This window comes from Streptacidiphilus sp. MAP12-33, from assembly GCF_041261265.1.
In the GTDB taxonomy this organism is placed as follows: Bacteria; Actinomycetota; Actinomycetes; order Streptomycetales; family Streptomycetaceae; genus Streptacidiphilus.
Genome location: NZ_JBGCCA010000004.1, coordinates 112,652 through 131,761 on the forward strand (window position 1 = coordinate 112,652; position 19,110 = coordinate 131,761).

General features: G+C 72.9%; 17 protein-coding genes and 1 riboswitch. Of the genes, 8 read left to right on the plus strand and 9 right to left on the minus strand.

The annotated features are described in order from the left end of the window. Positions 1-55 precede the first annotated feature (55 nt). Entirely contained in the window at positions 56-838 is a 783-nt protein-coding gene (locus ABH931_RS06425; protein ID WP_370110743.1) for a histidine phosphatase family protein, read from the plus strand. Between the two features lie 42 nt (positions 839-880). Here the strand turns inward: ABH931_RS06425 and ABH931_RS06430 are convergent, their stop codons facing one another. Then, positions 881-1,477 carry a hypothetical protein gene (locus ABH931_RS06430; protein ID WP_370110745.1) on the minus strand — a complete coding sequence of 199 codons (597 nt, stop codon included), beginning with the start codon at positions 1,475-1,477 and terminating at the stop codon, positions 881-883. A 97-nt stretch (positions 1,478-1,574) separates the two neighbouring features. On the opposite strand from ABH931_RS06430, the gene ABH931_RS06435 reads away from it, so the two are divergent. From ABH931_RS06435 to ABH931_RS06445, 3 genes are all read left to right on the plus strand, one after another. Continuing rightward, on the plus strand, positions 1,575-2,090 hold the full coding sequence (locus ABH931_RS06435; RefSeq protein ID WP_370110747.1) for a GNAT family N-acetyltransferase: 516 nt from the start codon (positions 1,575-1,577) through the stop codon (positions 2,088-2,090). Positions 2,091-2,138: 48 nt separating this feature from the next. Further along, a riboswitch (cobalamin riboswitch) is annotated at positions 2,139-2,320 on the plus strand. A gap of 153 nt (positions 2,321-2,473) precedes the next feature. Next, positions 2,474-4,840: a ribonucleoside-diphosphate reductase subunit alpha gene (locus ABH931_RS06440; RefSeq protein ID WP_370110749.1), complete on the plus strand. Its 2,367-nt coding sequence runs from the start codon at positions 2,474-2,476 to the stop codon at positions 4,838-4,840. Further along, positions 4,840-5,868, plus strand: coding sequence for a ribonucleotide-diphosphate reductase subunit beta (locus ABH931_RS06445; protein WP_370110750.1), 1,029 nt, complete (start codon positions 4,840-4,842; stop codon positions 5,866-5,868). Before ABH931_RS06440 ends, ABH931_RS06445 begins: the two co-directional genes overlap by 1 nt. A 93-nt stretch (positions 5,869-5,961) precedes the next feature. Here ABH931_RS06445 and def read toward each other — a convergent pair whose 3' ends face one another. The 7 genes from def to ABH931_RS06480 all read right to left on the minus strand — a co-directional run bounded on the left by def (position 5,962) and on the right by ABH931_RS06480 (position 13,465). Further along, on the minus strand, positions 5,962-6,561 hold the full coding sequence (def, locus tag ABH931_RS06450; protein ID WP_370110752.1) for a peptide deformylase: 600 nt from the start codon (positions 6,559-6,561) through the stop codon (positions 5,962-5,964). Positions 6,562-6,612: 51 nt separating this feature from the next. Continuing rightward, positions 6,613-7,575, minus strand: coding sequence for a tetratricopeptide repeat protein (locus ABH931_RS06455; protein WP_370110754.1), 963 nt, complete (start codon positions 7,573-7,575; stop codon positions 6,613-6,615). A 148-nt stretch (positions 7,576-7,723) separates the two neighbouring features. Beyond that, positions 7,724-8,917: an HD-GYP domain-containing protein gene (locus ABH931_RS06460; RefSeq protein WP_370110756.1), complete on the minus strand. Its 1,194-nt coding sequence runs from the start codon at positions 8,915-8,917 to the stop codon at positions 7,724-7,726. Positions 8,918-9,840: 923 nt separating this feature from the next. Beyond that, positions 9,841-10,647, minus strand: coding sequence for an HD-GYP domain-containing protein (locus tag ABH931_RS06465; RefSeq protein ID WP_370110968.1), 807 nt, complete (start codon positions 10,645-10,647; stop codon positions 9,841-9,843). An 839-nt stretch (positions 10,648-11,486) separates the two neighbouring features. After that, on the minus strand, positions 11,487-11,801 hold the full coding sequence (gene rsrA, locus ABH931_RS06470; protein WP_370110757.1) for a mycothiol system anti-sigma-R factor: 315 nt from the start codon (positions 11,799-11,801) through the stop codon (positions 11,487-11,489). After that, on the minus strand, positions 11,798-12,571 hold the full coding sequence (locus ABH931_RS06475) for a sigma-70 family RNA polymerase sigma factor (protein ID WP_370110759.1): 774 nt from the start codon (positions 12,569-12,571) through the stop codon (positions 11,798-11,800). Before ABH931_RS06475 ends, rsrA begins: the two co-directional genes overlap by 4 nt. A 126-nt stretch (positions 12,572-12,697) precedes the next feature. Further along, positions 12,698-13,465 (minus strand): SOS response-associated peptidase, encoded by a 768-nt coding sequence (locus ABH931_RS06480; RefSeq protein WP_370110760.1) that lies wholly within the window; start codon positions 13,463-13,465, stop codon positions 12,698-12,700. 184 nt (positions 13,466-13,649) lie between these two features. Here ABH931_RS06480 and ABH931_RS06485 point away from each other — a divergent pair, with 184 nt between their 5' ends. From ABH931_RS06485 to ABH931_RS06500, 4 genes are all read left to right on the plus strand, one after another. Then, positions 13,650-14,360, plus strand: a complete 711-nt coding sequence (locus ABH931_RS06485) for a M50 family metallopeptidase (protein WP_370110762.1) — start codon at positions 13,650-13,652, stop codon at positions 14,358-14,360. Between the two features lie 67 nt (positions 14,361-14,427). Continuing rightward, positions 14,428-15,783: a 3-phosphoshikimate 1-carboxyvinyltransferase gene (aroA, locus tag ABH931_RS06490; RefSeq protein ID WP_370110764.1), complete on the plus strand. Its 1,356-nt coding sequence runs from the start codon at positions 14,428-14,430 to the stop codon at positions 15,781-15,783. Positions 15,784-15,793: 10 nt separating this feature from the next. Beyond that, complete coding sequence (gene rsgA / locus ABH931_RS06495) at positions 15,794-16,825, plus strand: ribosome small subunit-dependent GTPase A (protein WP_370110766.1); 1,032 nt, start codon at positions 15,794-15,796, stop codon at positions 16,823-16,825. 272 nt (positions 16,826-17,097) lie between these two features. After that, the gene (locus tag ABH931_RS06500; RefSeq protein ID WP_370110768.1) at positions 17,098-17,421 is read left to right on the plus strand and encodes a multidrug efflux SMR transporter; all 324 of its coding nucleotides are present in this window, start codon (positions 17,098-17,100) and stop codon (positions 17,419-17,421) included. 18 nt (positions 17,422-17,439) lie between these two features. On the opposite strand, the gene ABH931_RS06505 is transcribed toward ABH931_RS06500, so the two are convergent. Beyond that, positions 17,440-19,050 carry a hypothetical protein gene (locus ABH931_RS06505; protein ID WP_370110771.1) on the minus strand — a complete coding sequence of 537 codons (1,611 nt, stop codon included), beginning with the start codon at positions 19,048-19,050 and terminating at the stop codon, positions 17,440-17,442. Positions 19,051-19,110: the final 60 nt, after the last annotated feature.

Here is a 19,110-nt window from a genome sequence, read left to right on the forward strand (position 1 = left end):
GACGGCGGCCCGTTCGCACTCCCGCGGCGGGCCCAGTCGATCCCCAGGGGGCGACGTGTCACTGACCGACCAAGCACCGACGGACCGAAGCCCGGGAGCCCTGCGCACGGCGCCGAGGCGGCTGTTCCCCGCGCTGCCCGGCCCCCTGTCACTGACCGCCGTCCGCCACGGCCAGAGCACCGCGAACGCCGCCTTCCATGCCGCGGAGGCGGTGGGCGCGCTGGACGTGGGCATCAGCTGCCGCGACGCCGACCTCCCGCTGACCGAGCTCGGCCGCGAGGAGGCGCGGGCGCTCGGCCGCTGGCTCGCCGGCCGCGGCGACGACGGGCTGCCGCACAGCCTCTGGGTCTCTCCCTACCTGCGCACCCAGCAGACCGCGGCACTCGTCGTCGAGGAGCTGGACCGGGCCGGGCTCCCGCTGCCCGAGCTCTGCACCGACGAACGTCTGCGCGACCGCGAACTGGGCCTGCTGGAGATGCTCACCTCCGCGGCGATCGAGCTGCGCCACCCCGAGGAGGCGGCCCGCCGCCGTCTGCTCGGCGAACTGCGCTGGCGCCCCCCGGGCGGCGAGTCGCACTCCGACGTCGCCCTGCGCGTCCGCAGCGCGCTGCGCGACCTCTACGAGGCGGAACCCGACCGCCGCGTCCTGGTGGTCGCCCACGACGCGGTGGTGATGCTGCTGCGGCACGTCATCGACGACCTCCAGGAGACCGATCTCACCACCCTGGCCCGTGACGGCGCGGTCGCCAACACCTCGGTCACCCGCTGGCTCCGCGACGCGAAGGGAGCCCTCACACTGGACTGCTGGAACATCCGCCCGCACCTGACCGAGGGCTGAGCGGCGGGACGCTCCGCGCGGTCGGCGCGGCCTCGGCGGAACCTAGGCGGCCCGATGCGTGCGCCGCGCCGGGACCACCCGGAAGTACGCCGGGTTCGTCACCCCGACCGGCCAGTCGACGCTGGTGCCCTTCGCCTCCATCGGGGCGTATGCGACGGCCAGGGAAAGCCACTGCCCGCGCGGCGCGCTCCGGGTGAACCGCATGCGCACCGTGAGGGTCACCGACGCGCCCGGGCGCAGCCGCAGTCCCTGGGCCGGGCCGACCGCGCCGGTGAGCTCGCCCAGCGCCGTCCGCAGCGGCACGGCGCGCCAGCGGTTGCCGGTCAGTGTCTCCAGGCGGACCGCGTCGCGGCGCAGGGTCCGGTTGCGCGCGCCGTAGACCAGCACCGGATCGAGCCGGCCGCAGACGGCGCGGGTGCGGTTGCGCAGCGTCAGCCGCATGCTCGTCCACGGTCCGCCCACCGGGTACGCGGAGCGGACGCCGCCGAGGGTCACCGCCACCGGGTTCGACCGGGCCGCCCCGGCGCACGCGGGAGCCGGTGCCGCCTGTGCCGCCTGTGCCGCCGACACGGGCAGCACAGCCAACGCTCCCGCGGCTATCGCTCCGGCCACCACAGCGCCGACGCGTCGCCGGCTCATCCCGTTCATCACTCAACGACCATGGCACGTCACCCTCCGTCGCGCCTTCCGGCGACCCCCACCCGAGCCCCCCGGAGGCGTCAGGCAGACTTCAGGGATGAGCATCATCGTCCGCACCGCCCAGCCCGCCGAATACGACGCCGCAGGTCACCTCGTCGCCGAGGCCTTCATCACCGACGGCCACACCGAGCGCGACGGCGACTACGCCAAGCTGCTGCGCGACCCCCGGGACCGGGCCGAGAAGGCGGAGCTGATGGTCGCCGTGGACGAGGAGAACGGAGCAGTGCTCGGCTCGGTCACCTTCGCCCCGCCCGGCTCCCCGTACGCGGACCTCGCACACGGCCGCGAGGGCGAGTTCCGGATGCTGGCCGTCTCCCCGGAGCCGACGGCCCGCGGACGCGGCATCGGCGAACTGATGGTCCACGCCGTCATCGCCCGCGCACGGGAGCTGGAGCTGCCGCGCATCGTCATGTCCTCGCAGCGGCAGATGACCTACGCGCACCGGATCTACGAGCGCCTCGGCTTCGTCCGCACCCCCGATCGCGACTGGTCGCCCGTCCCCGGGGTCCATCTCTTCACCTACGCACTGGAGCTGGACGGCTCGCCTGCGTGACGCTCCCAGGTGGGCCCGCGTAGTCGAACGACTACGCGACACACCCGGCACGACACAACATGTGGTGGTGCGCGCCGCGCTCGCCCCTAGATGTATGCTCATGCTCGCTGTCGACGCAGGGGAACCCGGTGGAATTCCGGGGCTGCCCCGCAACGGTGAGCGAGCGCCGATCCGGCCTGGATCGGGCCTGCCCGCGAGTCCGACGACCTGCCGTCAGCGCGCCCCGGCCTGCCCGGCCGTGGGCGCCGCAACGCCGGGCCTCGTGGGTGGGCCGACGGGTTGGCTTCATGCTGCCCTGCTTCCGCCTGCCTTCTCACGTGGTCCGACTGAGCACCCGAGCACCACCCTCAGCCACCGGCCGCCAACGAGGAGCGAGCGCGTACATGACGGACACCGCCGTCCCCACCCTGCCCCAGCCCGCACGGGAATCCGCCCCCGGATCCGACGCGGGCGGGGACGCCCCCGGCACCGCCCTGCTGGTCACCCTGACCGAGCGCTCCGTCGACCTGCCCGCCGTCGACCCCGGCCGCGTCGCCGCCGCCGCACTGCGCGGCCGCAGCGCCAGGGCCGACTACGCCGAGCTGCGGGGCCTGGCCATGGAGGCCTCCGCCTCACTCATCGCCGAGGACCCGCAGTACTCGCGCCTCGCCGCGCGCCTGCTGGCCGAGGAGATCCGCGAGGAGGCCGCCGGGCAGGGTGCCACCTGCTTCGCCGCGTCCGTGGCCGTCGGCCACCGCGAGGGCCTGATCGGCGACGCCACCGCCGACTTCGTCGCCGCCCACGCCGACGCCCTCGACGCCGTCGTCGACCCGCAGGGCGACGACCGCTTCGAGTACTTCGGCCTGCGCACGGTCTACTCCCGCTACCTGCTGCGCCACCCGATCACCCGCCAGGTCGTGGAGACCCCGCAGCAGTTCATGCTGCGCGTGGCCTGCGGCCTGGAGGTCGGCGGCGACGCCGCGTCCGTCGCGGAGGTCGCCGAGCTGTACCGGCTGATGAGCCGCCTGGACTACCTGCCCAGCTCGCCGACGCTGTTCAACTCCGGCACCCGGCACCCGCAGATGTCCTCCTGCTACCTGCTGGACTCCCCGCTCGACGAGCTGGACTCGATCTACAGCCGCTACGCGCAGATCGCCCGCCTGTCCAAGCACGCCGGCGGCATCGGCCTGTCCTACTCCCGCGTCCGCTCCCGCGGGTCGCTGATCCGCGGCACCAACGGCCAGTCGAACGGCATCGTCCCGTTCCTGCGCACGCTCGACGCCTCCGTCGCCGCCGTCAACCAGGGCGGTCGCCGCAAGGGCGCGGCCTGCGTCTACCTGGAGACCTGGCACGCGGACATCGAGGAGTTCCTCGAGCTGCGCGACAACACCGGTGAGGAGGCGCGCCGCACCCACAACCTCAACCTGGCGCACTGGATCCCGGACGAGTTCATGCGCCGCGTCGACGCCGACACCGAGTGGTCGCTCTTCTCCCCCGGCGACGTGCCCGAGCTGGTCGACCTGTGGGGCGCCGAGTTCGACGCCGCCTACGTCAAGGCCGAGCAGGCCGGCAAGGCCGTCCGCACCATCGCGGCCCGCACCCTCTACGCCCGGATGATGCGCACCCTCGCGCAGACCGGCAACGGCTGGATGACCTTCAAGGACGCCTCCAACCGCGCCGCCAACCAGACCGCGCTGCCCGGCCGCACGGTCCACTCCTCCAACCTGTGCACCGAGATCCTCGAGGTCACCGACGACTCCGAGACCGCCGTCTGCAACCTCGGCTCGGTCAACCTCGGCGCGTTCGTGGACGGACACGGCGAGATCGACTGGGAGCGCCTCGACGCGACCGTCCGCACCGCGGTGACCTTCCTCGACCGGGTCATCGACATCAACTTCTACCCGACCCCCGAGGCCGGGACGTCCAACTCCCGCTGGCGCCCGGTGGGCCTGGGCATGATGGGTCTCCAGGACGTCTTCTTCAAGCTGCGGCTGGAGTTCGACTCCGCCGAGGCCAAGGCGCTCTCGACGAAGATCTCCGAGCGGATCATGCTGGCCGCCTACGAGACCAGCTGCGACCTGGCCGAGCGCCTCGGCCGCCACGAGGCCTACGACGAGACGCGCGCCGCCCGCGGCGAGCTCCACATCGACCACTTCCCGGTGACCACCCAGTGGCCGGCCCGCTGGGACGCGCTGCGTGCCCGTGTCGCCACCACCGGCCTGCGCAACGCGCTGCTGCTCGCCGTCGCCCCGACCGCGACCATCGCGTCGATCGCAGGCGTGTACGAGTGCATCGAGCCGCAGGTCTCCAACCTCTTCAAGCGCGAGACGCTGTCGGGCGAGTTCCTTCAGGTCAACCCGTACCTGGTGGCGGACCTCAAGCGCCTGGGCCTGTGGAACGCGATCACCCGCGAGGAGCTGCGCGAGGGCAACGGCTCCGCCCAGGAGATCACCGACCTGCCGGAGGAGTACAAGCGCCTCTACCGCACCGCCTGGGAGCTCCCGCAGCGCGCGCTGATCGACCTGGCCGCGGCCCGCATGCCGTACCTGGACCAGAGCCAGTCGCTGAACCTGTTCATGGCCGCGCCCACCATCGGCAAGCTCAGCTCGATGTACGCGTACGCCTGGAAGGTCGGCCTGAAGACCACGTACTACCTGCGCTCGCGCCCGGCGACCCGGATCGCCCGCGCGGCCACCACCCAGGTCGTGGCGGAGGCGGAAGCCGTCGCCTGCTCCCTGGAGAACCCCGAGTCCTGCGAGGCCTGCCAGTAATGAGCACCCCTGCCGAGAACAAGAACAAGAAGAACATCCTGGACCCGGGCTTCGAGCTGACGCTCCGCCCGATGCGCTACCCGGACTTCTACGAGCACTACCGCAACGCCATCAAGAACACCTGGACCGTGGAGGAGGTCGACCTCCACTCCGACGTCGCGGACCTGGCCAAGCTCAGCGAGGGCGAGCGCCACATGATCGGCCGTCTGGTCGCGTTCTTCGCGACCGGCGACTCGATCGTCTCCAACAACCTGGTGCTGACGCTCTACAAGCACATCAACTCCCCGGAGGCGCGCCTGTACCTGTCGCGCCAGCTGTTCGAGGAGGCCGTGCACGTCCAGTTCTACCTGACCCTGCTGGACACCTACCTCCCCGACCCGGAGGACCGCGCGGCCGCGTTCGACGCGGTGGAGAGCATCCCCTCCATCCGCGAGAAGGCCCAGTTCTGCTTCCGCTGGATGGACAGCGTGGAGAAGATCGACGCGCTGGAGTCCAAGGAGGACCGCCGCCGCTTCCTGCTCAACCTGATCTGCTTCGCGGCGTGCATCGAGGGCCTGTTCTTCTACGGCGCCTTCGCGTACGTGTACTGGTTCCGCAGCCGCGGCCTGCTGCACGGCCTGGCGACCGGCACCAACTGGGTCTTCCGCGACGAGTCCATGCACATGGACTTCGCCTTCCGTGTCGTCGACACCGTCCGGGCCGAGGAGCCCGACCTGTTCGACGAGGAGCTCGGCAAGCGGGTCACCGCCATGCTGGAGGAGGCCGTCGAGGCCGAGCTCCAGTTCGCCCAGGACCTGTGCGGCGAGGGTCTGCCCGGCATGAACACCGAGTCCATGCGGCAGTACCTGGAGTGCGTGGCCGACCAGCGCCTGGCCCGCCTCGGCCTGCCGATCCGCTACGGCTCGGAGAACCCGTTCGGCTTCATGGAGCTGCAGAACGTCCAGGAGCTGACGAACTTCTTCGAACGCCGCGTCTCCGCGTACCAGATCGCCGTCGAGGGCTCGGTCTCCTTCGACGACGACTTCTAGGAACGGAACGCAGGCAACGCAACGCAGGGCCGCACACGGCGAAGGGCGTTCACCCAGGTGGGTGAACGCCCTTCGCCGTGTGCGGCCCTGGTCCTACTCGTTCGGAACGACCTCGTACCGCGGCTGCTTCTCCTCCATCTGCCGCAGCGCGTCCTTGCGGTCGCGCTTGGAGAGGCGGTCGATGTAGAGGTAGCCGTTCAGGTGGTCCGTCTCGTGCTGCAGGCAGCGCGCGAAGAAACCGGTGCCCTCCACCACGACGTCCTTGCCGTCCCTGTCCTGACCACGCACGATCGCGAGGTCGGGCCGCGCCAGCTCGGCGTACGCGCCCGGCACCGACAGACAGCCCTCGTTGCCGTCGTCCAGCACCCGCCGTGACGGCTCCAGGTCGTCCAGGACCGGGTTCACGACGACGCCGATGTGACGCACGTTGTCGTCGTCCGGGCAGTCGTAGACGAAGACCCGCTGCGCGACCCCGATCTGGTTCGCGGCCAGACCCACACCCTCGGCGGCGTACATGCTGACGAACATGTCGTCGATCAGCGCGTGCAGCTCCGGCCCGAACTCGGTCACCATGGCACACGCGTGGTGCAGGACCGGGTTGCCGACCACCGTGATGGGCCGCGCGGTGCCACGCGAGGTGTCCGGCTCCTCCCCGATCACCTGCTGCGGCTCTTCCAACTGCTCTTCCGACATGCTCTCGCCTTCAACGATGCTCTGCTCTTCGCTCACAGGGTACGTGGCAGCTCAGCAGACTTCTTCCAGGTCCCGGTAGGCCCGGCGCCCCGGCGCCGCCATCACCCAGCGGTCCAGCAGCTCCCCCACCAGCCCCGCCGGCGCGGCGAGACCGCACTCACGCTCGGGAACCCACAGTTCCCCCTGCGCGTGGTGGCTCAGCCGTCCGAGCGGCCCGTCGTCGTGCGGGTCGTGCGCGCCGCTGTGCCCGTCGTCCGCCGTCATCCGGCTCTCGCTACAGGCCCGGCAGAGCAGCCGCACCGACGAGGTCCAGTCCTCCGCCGCGTACCCGGCCTCGGAGACCAGCCGCTCCAGCTCGTCCCGGTCACCCTCCGTGGCCGCCTGCAGCAGCACCACATGGGTCGGAACGGGGGACGGCGCCCACAGCTCGATCTCGTCGAAGACGGGGAACGGCACCCCGTCCGCGACCCGCTCGCCGTGCGCGGAGCCGTCGTGCAGGACCACCTCGCCCCAGCGCCGCCCGGAGGACGGCAGCGGGATGCTCAGCACCTCGACTCTCGCCGGGTCCAGGCGTCTGCCCCACACCACCTCGGACTCCCCCTCCGGGGAGAGCCGGACCGGCGTCGTGCCGAAGTCCAGGCTGACCGGGCCGTCCCCGGCCGGGACGCGCAGGCCGTAGGCCTGCCAGGCCCGGCGGGCCAGCGCCCAGTCCTGGAGCGCCGTGGCCGCGATGCCCAGGTTCCACCAGTCGGGCGCTCCGGCGCCGCTGCCGCGGTCCAGCAGGGCGACCGCGCGCAGCCCGGCCGCCCGCGCCTGGTCCCAGTCCCGGCGGAACTTGTGCAGCAACGCCAGGTTGAACCACGAGTCGGAGAGCCAGGGCTCCAGGTCCGTCGCACGGACCAGCAATGCGCCGGCGTCGTCGAGGCGACCGTCCCCGATGAGCGTGAAGGCGCGGTCGGTGGTCTGCCGCCAGCTGGCGGACGGCCTCTGCCGTGCTCGATTGAAGATCTTCACCTCAGCCTGCCGCTTGTCGGTCCCAGCGCCCGGCGTACCCGCTACGCCAAGGGCGTGCACACGTTGCGTTGCCACATCCACAGGTCGACACATGGACCCGCAAGGCCCTGCCTCTGCATCCAACCACGTGCACCCCCTCGCCCGCTGCCTACCCGGCGATCCGTGGACAGACACGGGCCAGCGCTTCCACCACGCGCGGCTCGTAGTCGCGCTCCGTCCCCGCCCGCAACTGGGCCAGCACCTCCTCACGCCGCGCCGGGCCCGGGTCGTCGCAGGCGAGGTCGTCGTAGGCGTTGGCCACCCGGACGATCCGCGCCGACAGCGGCAGTTCCGCGTCCACGCCGCCGTCCGCCCCCCGGTACGGCTCCGCCGCCCGGGCCACGATCTCGGCCACCTCCGGCGGCACCCCGGTCCGCCGGATCACCTCGCTGCCCAGCCTCCCGATCCGGCGCTGCTCCTCCTCGTGCAGCAGCGCCGTCGCCCCGCCGGGGATCGGGTCCACCAGCGAGAGCTGACCGATGTCATGCATCAGCGCCGCGTACTCCAGCAGCAACAACTCGTGGTCACTGAGCCCGAGTTCACGCCCCACGCCGCGCGCGAGCACGGCGACCCGGTGCGCGTGGCCGGGCAGGGTGTAGCCGGCCACCTCGGTCGCGCGGGCCAGGCTGGCGATGGTCTGCCGCTGCGTCGCCCGGATCGCCGCGTAGCGGCGGAACCCCGCCTGGGCCAGCAGCAGCGGAACCGAGAACAGGGGCAGCGCCCACAGCCCGATCTCCCCCGCCGCGATGGCGATCACCACACCGGTGGCCGCGACCGCCGATCCGATCCGCAGCAGCGCCGTCGCCTCGTCCCGCACCGCCCGCCGCAGCGGGGCGTCCGCGAGCAGCGCCGCCAGGCAGACGTCCACACCGGCCGAGAGCGCGGCACAGGCCGCGATGCAGGCGGCGTAGCCGGGCCCGTGGTCCAGGCCGTGCCGCAGCAGCGTCCCGCGGTTGTAGAGGGGTTGGAACAGCAGGGCGGCGAAGCCGACCGCCAGCACCCGCCGCGCGGCCGAGTCGGCGTTCGGTCGCCGCCCGCGCACCAGCGCCGGCACGGCCCCCACCAACGCGGCCGTGACCCACACCACGACGACCTGCGCGACGCCGTGGTGCGTCCGCTCCCCGGCGAGGCTGCCCAGCAGCGCGTAGCCCAGCGCGCCGGCCGCCCCGAGCGGCGCCTGGTCCCGCTCCCCCGGCAGAGGAGTACGCACCACCTCCCCGAGCGCGATCAGCACCCCGAACGCCACCGCGATCCACGGCTCGACGAACCCGAAGACGCTGACCCACCCGAGTGAGGCGAGCACGAGCAGCGCGGCCCCGGCATGGATCCCCGCCCTCCTCCGCCGCCCTCGCGCCCGCAGTCCCCCACCCGGCGCAACCCCCACCCCGCCCTGCTGCCTCGGCAGCCACCCCCGCCCCGGCCCACCGCCCGCCGCGACGGCGGCATGCGACAGAGCCCCTGCGGGGGGCGCGGAGGCCGGAGCTGGGAAAACCGACGCGGCGCCCGGCCCGGCAGCGCCCTGAGCTGCGGCGGGCCGCACTGGAGCGCCGCCGGGCGCGGCAGCCGGGGCCTGTCCCGGCAGTGGGCCGACCGGCACAGCCGGGGCTGCGCCCGGAGCGGGAACGCTCTGGGGTACGGCGGGAGGCGCGGGAACGCCGGGGGCTGTGGCGGGGGATTCGGGGACGCCGCCCGGCTCGGCGGCCGTGGGCTGCCCCGGCAGGGGGCCGCCCGGCACAGCCGGGGCTGCGCCCGGAGCGGGAACGCTCTGGGGTACGGCAAGAGGCGCGGGAACGCTCTGGGGTACGGCAAGAGGCGCGGGGACGCCGTGGGCTGCGGCAGGAGGCGCGGGGACGCCGCCCGGCGCGGCGGCCGGGGCCTGTCCCGGCAGTGGGCCGACCGGCACAGCCGGGGCTGCGCCCGGAGCGGGAACGCTCTGGGGTACGGCGGGAGGCGCGGAAGCGCCGGGGGCTGTGGCGGGGGGTTCGGGGACGCCGCCCGGCTCGGCGGCCGTGGGCTGCCCCGGCCGTGGGCCGACCGGCACAGCCGGGGCTGCGCCCGGAGCGGGAACGCTCTGGGGTACGGCAAGAGGCGCGGGAACGCTCTGGGGTACGGCAGGGGGCGCGGGAGCGCCGTGGGCGGCGGCGGGGGGTTCGGCCGCGTGGGGCCGTTGTGGGCGCGGGGGCCCCGCGGCGGCGGGTCGGCGGGGTGTGGGTGACTCGCCGGGGCTCATCCGGCCAGGCCGATGTGGCTGGGCTCACGACCGGGCTCGCGGGCGGGTCCGCCGCCGGGCTCGCGGGTGGGCTCACGGATGCCGAGTGGCAGATCCGGGACGGACTCGTCCCCCGGCCGCGGGCCGGTCGGACTCCACCCGTGGCGGCGGACCGCACGGACCAGCGCGGTGACCATCACCGGGTCGAACTGCGTGCCCGCGCAGCGCTCCAGCTCCGTCACCGCCTCCTCCACCGGCCGTCCGCGCCGGTAGGAGCGGGTGGAGGTCATCGAGTCGAACGCGTCCGCCACCGCGATCACCCGGGCGAACTCCGGGATCCGGTCCCCGCTCAGCCCGGAGGGGTAGCCGCGTCCGTCCATCCGCTCGTGGTGGTGCAGGATGCCCTCCCGCGCCTCCCCGAGGAACCCGATGCCGCGCACCATCTCGTGCCCGAACGTCGGATGCAGCTGCACAGCCTCGTGCTCGTCGTCCGTCAGCGGGCCGCTCTTGCGCAGCACCCGCGTCGGGACGCCCAGCTTGCCGATGTCGTGCAGCACCCCGGCGATCCGCAGCGACACGACCCGCTCCTCCGGCAGCCTCAGCTCCCTGGCGATCAGTACGGAGGCGCGGCTCACCCGCTCACTGTGGCCGCGCGTGTACTCGTCCTTGATCTCCACCGCCTGCACCAACGCGCTGACCGTCGCCTGGTGCGCGGCCTCCTCCCGCTGGAACTGCGCGAAGACCCACGAGCACACGGTGAGCGGCAGCAGCACCAGCACGGCCGAGAAGACGCCGTACCGCCCCTGCCACAGCACCGCCATCATCAGCCCGATCAGGCCGTACCCGAGGCACGGCACCAACGAGCGCAGCAGCACCCCGCCCCAGACCGTGCGCGGATCGGCCCGCTCCGCGGTGATCCGGATACCCGCCGCGAGCACCCCGGAGACCACGCAGAACGCGAGCGCCGCCAGCACCGTCGGCCCCAGCACCTCCGGGAACTGATGCCGCGCCAGCTCCGCTCGCCCGCCGAGCCCCCGGAAGACGGCGGCCGCCGCACACGTCGCCAGGGCGAGCTGCGCCGCGTTCCAGGCCCGGCGCAGCGCCCGTGGCGCCGCCGCGGGCGCGAGCACCGCGCCCACCACCGGGACCAGCGCTGCGACTCCCGGCCGCAGCAGCAGCGCCGCCGCGAGCAGCACCGGGAAGGAAGCCGCCCACCGCGCACCCGCGGCCGCCGCGTCCGGACGGCCGGTCGCTCCGCCCAACCCCGTTCCGTCAACCCTGGCCTGACGCCGCACCAGCCACTCGCACGCCACGTGGAGCGCCGCCAGCACCGCGACCCGGCTCCAGGGCCCCGCACCGACCCCGCAGACCGCGACGCACACCGCCGCTGCGACGATCACCGCCGCCGCGTAGAACCGCCCCCCGCGCGCCAGGAGCTGTCCGCCCGCCTCCGCCACCGACTCCGCTCCGCTTTCGCCATGGTCCCCAGGCCCAGCCTCAGTTCATCGCACAGCGACCGCACGACAGCGGACGTTCGGCGAAAAACTCCACGATCGGGTGACTGATTACCCAGGCCCACGGCCTTGAAGCGGCGCGAGCAGCACCATTTCTTCACACGGCACCCCGCAGGGGTGGTGCGGCTACTCCGCGCGCATCGAGCGGACTACTCCTGCGTCGCAGGTGCCGGCGTCGGCTCCGCCAGCACGTCGCCCTCGACCGGCAGACCCGCACGGATCCGCTCGATGCGGGCGAGCACCTTGCCGCGCAGGTCGGCCGGCGCGGTGTCACAACCGCAACTGCGCTTCACCAGCGCCTTGATCGCCTGCTCGAGCCCGTACTTGTCCAGGCACGGGCTGCACTCGTCGAGGTGCTCACGCAGCTTCGCGCACTCCGCTGCGCCCATCTCGTTGTCGAGGTACTCGTACAGGTGGTCGAGCACGTCCTCGCACGGAGTGTCGTGGTGGTTGCCGCAGCTCATGAGTCCGCGCCTTTCCGGTCATCCCCCGTGCCAGTTCCGGCCGGGACCAACCCGCGGTCACGGGCGTAGTCCTCCAGCAGGGACCGCAGCTGTCGGCGTCCGCGGTGGAGACGGGACATCACCGTACCGATGGGTGTCCCCATGATGTCGGCAATCTCCTTGTACGCGAAGCCCTCGACATCCGCGAGATACACCGCGATCCGGAACTCCTCAGGGATCGCCTGAAGGGCTTCCTTCACGTCGCTGTCCGGGAGGTGGTCCAGCGCCTGCGCCTCCGCCGACCGCAGGCCCGTCGACATGTGCGACTCGGCCCGTGCCAGCTGCCAGTCCTCGATCTCGTCCGCACCGGTGCGCTGCGGCTCGCGCTGCTTCTTCCGGTAGGAGTTGATGAACGTGTTCGTCAGGATGCGGTACAGCCAGGCCTTGAGGTTGGTGCCCTCGCGGAACTGGTGGAAGGAGGCGAACGCCTTGACGAAGGTCTCCTGGAGCAGATCCTCGGCGTCGGCCGGGTTGCGCGTCATCCGCAGGGCCGCGGAGTAGAGCTGGTCCAGGTAGCCCAGAGCGTCCCGCTCGAAGCGCTGTGAGCGCTCCGCCTCGGTCTCCTCGGTGTCCTTCTCGGCGACCGGACCCACCTCCTCAGCGATGCCGTGCGTACTCGCCAAGGAGACTATCGGGCTCGGCGCGGTTCCGCCCGCGACAGGCCACTCCGCCCAGGCGAGCAACGCCTGCGCGGTCTCCTCCGGGCGGGCCGGGCATGCTGCTGCGACCATGAGCTGCCTTCCACTGACGGCGATGATCCGACTCGATCCTGTCAGTGGACTCAACCAGTGGGCCCGCGCGTTCATTCCCCGCCCGCGGCCCTCACGCGGCGCCCGCGGCGACGCTCGCCGAGACGCTCAGAAGAGCGTCTCCACGGACGCGGCCTCCGGCTCGACCCGGTCCAGCAGCTCGGGCCCGTTGTTGCGGAAGTTGCCGACCGCCGCGCCCACCGGCCGCAGCTCCATCAGCCCGGGCGTCGGCGGCGCCAGCAGCGACTGCAGCTCGTCCGGCTCGGTCAGGGAACGGTCCAGCCAGTCGTCCCAGCGGTCCCGCGGCAGGATCAGCGGCATCCGCGGGTGCACCCGCTCCAGCTCCGGCTCCGCGGCGACGGTGATCACCGTGCAGGTGGTCAGCCAGGCCGCAGGGTCGTCCTCGGGGACGGTCCGGTCCCGCCAGAACTCGTACAGCCCCGCGAAGGCGATCCCGGCACCGTCCTTCGGCGTCACGAAGTACGGCTGCTTCTTCGGCGCCTTCTTCTGGCCCGGCTCCTTCTCGGGGGTGTGCCACTCGAAGTAGCCGTCGGCGGGCAGCAGGCAGCGACGCGTCGTGAACGCCCGGCGGTAGGCCGGCTTCTCGTGAACCGTCTCGGCCCGGGCGTTGAACATCTTCACGCCCACACCCGGCTCCTTCGCCCAGGAGGGGACCAGACCCCAGCGCAGCACCCGCAGCTGCCGCACCGGGTCCGGGCCGAGGTCGCGGACGGGACGCTCCAGCACCGCGTAGACGTCCTTGGTCGGCGCCACGTTGTAGTCCGCGTCGAGGGTCTCCTGCGCGCTCCAGCTCTTCACCTCGAAGAGCTCGACCAGGTCCTCGGGCTTCCGACTCGACGCATACCGTCCGCACATGGGTTCCACCTTGCCAGGTGGACACGCGGAACGGGGCCGTAACCCCCGGGCTCGGCCTGAGCTCCGCTGGAGCCGTGCCCGCCAGAACCGCAGCCTGGCCCCGCGGCGTCCCCGTGTGCGAGGCTGCACGCCTCGTCCGCCGCCCCCATCCGGCCCACCCATCGGGAAGCAGGGACACCGCACCATGCAGCCGCACAGCATCAGCCAGGTCTGGGACCAGGTCACCGGCACCCAGGCCGCGCCGAGCTCCGCCCTGGTCTGGGCCATGGCCGCGGTCGCGCTGGTCGCCGTCGGCTGGCGCGCGGTCTGGCAGCTCAGCCGGAACGTGGTGACCATCGCGCACGAGGGCGGGCACGCCCTCGTCGCCCTGCTCATGCGGCGGCGCCTGCACGGCATCCGGCTTCACTCGGACACCAGCGGGCTGACCGTCTCCTCCGGCAAGCCCTACGGCCCCGGCATGGTGTTCACAGCCGCCGCCGGCTACACCGCCCCGTCACTGCTCGGCCTCGGCGGTGCCTGGCTGCTCTCGGCCGGTCACACCACGGCCCTGCTGTGGGCGGTGGTCGCGCTGCTGCTCGGCGTGCTGATCGAGGTCCGGAACGCGTTCGGTGTGTTGACCGTGCTCACAACCGGTGTGCTCTGTTTCGCCGTCTCCTGGTTCGGCGGCGCGGAACTGCAGGGCGCCTTCGCCTACCTCAGCGTCTTCTTCCTGCTGCTCGGCGGCGTCCGGCCGGTGGTCGAGCTGCAGAGCAAGCGTGCCCGCGGCCAGGCCCACGACTCCGACGCGGACCAGCTGGCTCGCCTCACCCGGCTGCCGGGCCTCCTCTGGGTGGTCCTCTTCCTCGTCGTCTCCCTCGGTGCGCTCGCCCTCGGCGCCCGCTGGCTGCTCCCTTAGGTTCCTGAGCCCCCCACCCCGGCGCCGTTCCGAACACGGACCATCTCGGGGCCTAAGCTGTGTGCTCATGACCGAGCTGCACTGGCCCGCCCCGACCGCGACCGACCCCGTGGACGCGGTGGTCACCGTGCCCGGTTCCAAATCCGCGACCAACCGCGCCCTCGTACTGGCCGCGCTGGCCTCCCAGCCCGGCTATGTGCGGCGCCCGCTGCGCAGCCGCGACAGCCTGCTGATGGCCGAGGGCCTGCGCGCGCTCGGTGTGGGGGTCGAGGACACCCTCAACTCCAGCAGCGGCGTCCCCGGCGGCGGCGAGGCCTGGCGGGTGCTGCCCGCCCCGCTGCACGGACCGGCCCGGATCGACGTCGGCAACGCCGGGACCGTGATGCGCTTCCTGCCGCCGGTCGCCGCCCTGGCCGACGGCCCGGTCCACTTCGACGGCGACCCGCGCTCGCACGAGCGTCCCCTGGGCGGCGTCATCGAGGCGCTGCGCGCGCTCGGCGCCCGCATCGAGGACGGCGGCCGCGGCGCCCTGCCGATGACCGTCCACGGCACCGGCGGCCTGGTCGGCGGCACCGTCACCGTCGACGCCTCCAGTTCCTCGCAGTTCGTCAGCGCGCTGCTCCTCTCGGGCGCCCGCTTCCAGCACGGCGTCGAGGTCCGCCACGTCGGCGACCCCGTCCCCTCGCTCCCCCACATCCGGATGACCGTCGAGATGCTGCGCGCCGCCGGCGCCCAGGTCGACGCGCCGGAGGACGGCGGCGAACCGGACGTGTGGCGGGTCACGCCGGGTGCGCTGCTCGGCCGCGACGTCGTGGTCGAGCCGGACCTGTCCAACGCCGCCCCCTTCCTGGCCGCCGCCCTGGTCACCGGCGGCACGGTCACCGTCCGGGACTGGCCCCGGCGCACCAGCCAGCCGGGCGACGAGCTGCGCGATCTGTTCACACAGATGGGCGGCTCGGCCGAGTTCACAGCCGACGGCCTCCGCTTCACCGGCAGCGGCAAGATCCACGGCATCGACGCGGACCTGCACGCCGTCGGCGAGCTGACCCCGGTGGTCGCCGCCGTCGCGGTCCTCGCCGACTCCCCGACGACCCTGCGTGGCATCGCCCACCTGCGGATGCACGAGACCGACCGGCTGGCCGCGCTCGCCCGCGAGTTCAACGCCCTCGGCGGCGAGGTGACCGAGACCAAGGACGGCCTGCGGATCGCACCGCGCCCCCTGCACGGCGGCGTGTTCCACACCTACGAGGATCACCGCCTGGCCACCGCCGCCGCCGTCATCGGGCTCGCGGTCCCCGGTGTCGAGGTCGAGAACATCGCGACCACCGCCAAGACGCTGCCCGACTTCCCCGAACTCTGGGCCGAGTTGCTCGGCTCCGAGCCAGGGTCGACGCCGACCGCCGCCGCGGGTGGAAAGGGCTAGGAGCACCGCCATGCGCCGCTACGGCAAGGACGCCGACGAGGACGACATCCGCAACCGCCCGTCCCGTCGCGGTTCGCGTCCGCGCACGCGGATCCGCCCGACCCACGAGGACGCCGCCGAGGGCATGGTCCTCACCATCGACCGGGGCCGCTTCACCTGCCTGATCGACGAGGGCACCAAGCGCGAGCGGGAGATCTCCGCGATGAAGGCCCGCGAGCTCGGCCGCAAGGGTGTCGTCGTCGGCGACCGGGTCGCCCTGGTCGGCGACATGTCCGGCGAGGCCGGCTCCCTGGCCCGCATCGTCCGGGTCGAGGAACGCGACTCGGTGCTGCGCCGGACGGCGGACGACGACGACCCCTACGAGCGCATCGTGGTCGCCAACGCCGACCAGCTCGCGATCGTCTGCGCCCTCGCCGACCCCGAGCCCCGCCCCCGACTGATCGACCGCTGCCTGGTCGCCGCCTACGACGCGGGCATGGAACCGCTGCTCGTGCTGACCAAGGCCGATCTCGCCACGGCCGAGCCACTGCTGGAGACCTACGCCCCGCTGGGCGTCCGCTCCGTCGTGACCAGCCGCGAATCCCTGGCGTCCGAGGGCGCGGAGGCCGTCAGGGAGTTCCTGCGCGGCCTGTCCACGGTGTTCATCGGCCACAGCGGCGTGGGCAAGACCACGCTGGTGAACGCGCTCGTCCCCGACCGCCAACGGCAGACCGGCCACGTCAACGCGGTCACCGGCCGCGGCCGCCACACCACGACCTCCGCCCTGGCGCTGCGCCTTCCGGCGGCGAAGGGTCAGGAGTCCGGCTGGGTCATCGACACTCCGGGTTTCCGCAGTTTCGGCCTCTCCCACATCGAGCCGTCCCGCGTCATCCACGCCTTCCCCGACCTCGAACCCGGCACGGCCGACTGCCCGCGCGCCTGCTCCCACGACGAACCGGACTGCGCCCTCGACGCCTGGGTGGCCGCCGGCCACGCCGACCCGGCCCGCCTCTACTCCCTCCGCCGCCTCCTCTCCACCCGCGAAGCCCGCGAAGGCGACTGAGGCGCGTAGCGCCTCCAGGGGCGCGGGGCTCTGCTCGATGACCCGCGTGCGCGAGCAACCCACCCGAGGCGGATGGCCCTGCCCGCTCGGGATCTCACGGTGGCGGGAGGGGATCCCCCCGGCCGGAGGCTGTGGGATTGTCGCGCCCACGAGCGGAGCCGCACATCGGCAGAGCTCCGCGCCCCTGGGGCTGCCGCTCGAGATGCCGACCATGCCCCTCGCGTCGATCATGGTGGGAACTGATCGTCCCCGTCCCGGAGGGTGAGTGCGCTGTGGCCTGGCTGCTGGTGATCATCGCGGGGATCCTGGAGACGGGCTTCGCCGTCTGTCTCAAGCTCAGCGACGGCTTCTCCAAGGTCTGGCCCACCGTCGGGTTCGCCTGCTTCGCCCTCGGCAGCTTCGGCCTGCTGACCCTCTCCCTGAAGACCCTCGACGTCGGCCCGGCCTACGCCGTCTGGACGGGAATCGGCGCAGCCGGAACCGCGATCATCGGCATGATCTGGCTCGGCGACGCCGTCTCCGTGCTGAAGCTGGTCTCGATCTCCCTCGTCCTGCTCGGTGTCGTCGGCCTCCAGCTCAGCGGCGCCGGCCACTGAGCCGGAGGCCCGGTTCGCTCACCGACCGCAGAACGGGTTCTCCGGCAGCCCGGCACACGGGTGCGGCATCGTCGACTGCGGGCGGATCGGCGCCAGGTCCAGCCCGGTCCGCTGCGGATACGACGCCCCGGGGACCGGGCACTGACCGAAGCCGGCCGCGCAGACCAGCTCGCCGAAGAGCAGCCCGCTGTCGCCGGCACCCGCGCCGGCCCCGCACGGGGTGCCGTCCACCGCCGCGCTCTGGATCAGCGCCGGGTCGCTGGTCAGCGCGCCGCCGCCGATCACGCGGTTGCCCGCGAAGCAGTTGCGCGGGGCCGTCTGCGACTCGTTGGCCACGTCGGCGTTGGTCGGGTTGCCGAAGAAGCCGACGTGGCTGAACGCGTTGTCGGTGACGACGTTGCCGTAGGCGAGGAAGAGACAGACCCCGGGCTGCTGCACCCCGCCCTGGCAGTGACTGGCCGACGGCGGGGTCTCGCTGTCGGGGAAGTCGTGCAGGACCACGCCCCAGCTGCCCTGCCGCTCGATCCGGTTGTCCCGGACGGTGTCGTTGTGGCCGCCGGAGATCTCCACCCCGACGCCGATCACCGGCGCCAAGCCGGAGACGGGCGCGTTCGGGTTGTTGTTGTCGTGGATGAAGTTGTGCTCGATGAACGTGCACGATGCCTGGGGGGCGCGCACGCAGCTGCCGTCCTGGGGCGGGGGCGCGTCGTCGTTGTTCAGTGAGTTGGGCGCGATTCCGGTCCGGTTGTGGTCGAACTCGGAGTCGCGGATCGTGTAGCCGCCGGAGTTCGTCCCGGAGAACCCGAGCGCGGAGTTCTGGCCGTGCGCGTCGGTCAGGGTCACCCCGCAGATGTTGCGGCAGGCACCGACGTAGTAGTCGGAGTCGCCCATGTTCGAGGCGTAGGTGTGGGCGATGACCGCCGGGCCGGTGGCGTTGGAGGCGAAGATCCCGTACTGCGCCATGGGGGCGCTCGCGTCGGCCGAGCCGTAGCCCGAGGTCGCGGTCAGGTAGGCGCCGCGGTAGCGATGCAGGCCGATGGAGCCGCTGCCGTCGCCACCGTTCCACCAGATCTCGTTACCCCCGTCGCCGTTGGCGCCGGAGAGGTAGTTGCAGACAGTCAGGTTCTCGACGGAGACGTCGTCGGCCTTGGACACGACGATGCCGCTGCGCCCGGTCCGGTCCTGCAACGCCGGGGCGGACGGACACGGGTGCGCGACGGTGCCGTCGCTGCCGTCGACGACGACCCTGTTGCGGTCGAGCCCGCGCAGGTGGATGCCCGGCGTGGTGATCAGCACGCCCGCGTCGGCGGTGGCCTTCTCGTGGTAGACGCCGGGCCAGATCAGGACCCAGTCACCACGGTGCGCGGCGTCCACGGCGGCCTGGACGGTCCGGTAGACGTGCGTGCGGCCGTCGGTGCGTGGACACGGCGTGGTACTGCCGTTGCAGACCAGCAGCGCCCGCGCGTCGTCCCGGTCGTGCGCGGCCGCCACGCCGGCCCCGGTCGGCGCGAGCCCGCCGAGGACCAGGGCCGCCGCCCCCACCAGGACCAGCGCCAGTCTCCGGCCACCCCGTGCACCCCGTGCACTCCGTGCGATCTGCGCGATGTTCGCGATCTTCACCGGTCTCACGAGCAATCCCTCCCCCAGCGAACATGAGCTGACGTCACGTCAGCTTGTCAGCCTCGGGGC

What these genes read in the sequence shown, in the direction of transcription:
- rsrA (WP_370110757.1), bottom strand. Translation starts at nt 11,801, where the DNA reads ATGAGCTGCGGCAACCACCACGACACTCCGTGCGAGGACGTGCTCGAC.
- ABH931_RS06440 (WP_370110749.1), top strand. Translation starts at nt 2,474, where the DNA reads ATGACGGACACCGCCGTCCCCACCCTGCCCCAGCCCGCACGGGAATCC.
- ABH931_RS06435 (WP_370110747.1), top strand. Translation starts at nt 1,575, where the DNA reads ATGAGCATCATCGTCCGCACCGCCCAGCCCGCCGAATACGACGCCGCA.
- ABH931_RS06430 (WP_370110745.1), bottom strand. Translation starts at nt 1,477, where the DNA reads ATGAGCCGGCGACGCGTCGGCGCTGTGGTGGCCGGAGCGATAGCCGCG.
- aroA (WP_370110764.1), top strand. Translation starts at nt 14,428, where the DNA reads ATGACCGAGCTGCACTGGCCCGCCCCGACCGCGACCGACCCCGTGGAC.
- ABH931_RS06485 (WP_370110762.1), top strand. Translation starts at nt 13,650, where the DNA reads ATGCAGCCGCACAGCATCAGCCAGGTCTGGGACCAGGTCACCGGCACC.
- ABH931_RS06445 (WP_370110750.1), top strand. Translation starts at nt 4,840, where the DNA reads ATGAGCACCCCTGCCGAGAACAAGAACAAGAAGAACATCCTGGACCCG.
- def (WP_370110752.1), bottom strand. Translation starts at nt 6,561, where the DNA reads ATGTCGGAAGAGCAGTTGGAAGAGCCGCAGCAGGTGATCGGGGAGGAG.
- ABH931_RS06475 (WP_370110759.1), bottom strand. Translation starts at nt 12,571, where the DNA reads ATGGTCGCAGCAGCATGCCCGGCCCGCCCGGAGGAGACCGCGCAGGCG.
- ABH931_RS06465 (WP_370110968.1), bottom strand. Translation starts at nt 10,647, where the DNA reads ATGATGGCGGTGCTGTGGCAGGGGCGGTACGGCGTCTTCTCGGCCGTG.
- ABH931_RS06480 (WP_370110760.1), bottom strand. Translation starts at nt 13,465, where the DNA reads ATGTGCGGACGGTATGCGTCGAGTCGGAAGCCCGAGGACCTGGTCGAG.
- rsgA (WP_370110766.1), top strand. Translation starts at nt 15,794, where the DNA reads ATGCGCCGCTACGGCAAGGACGCCGACGAGGACGACATCCGCAACCGC.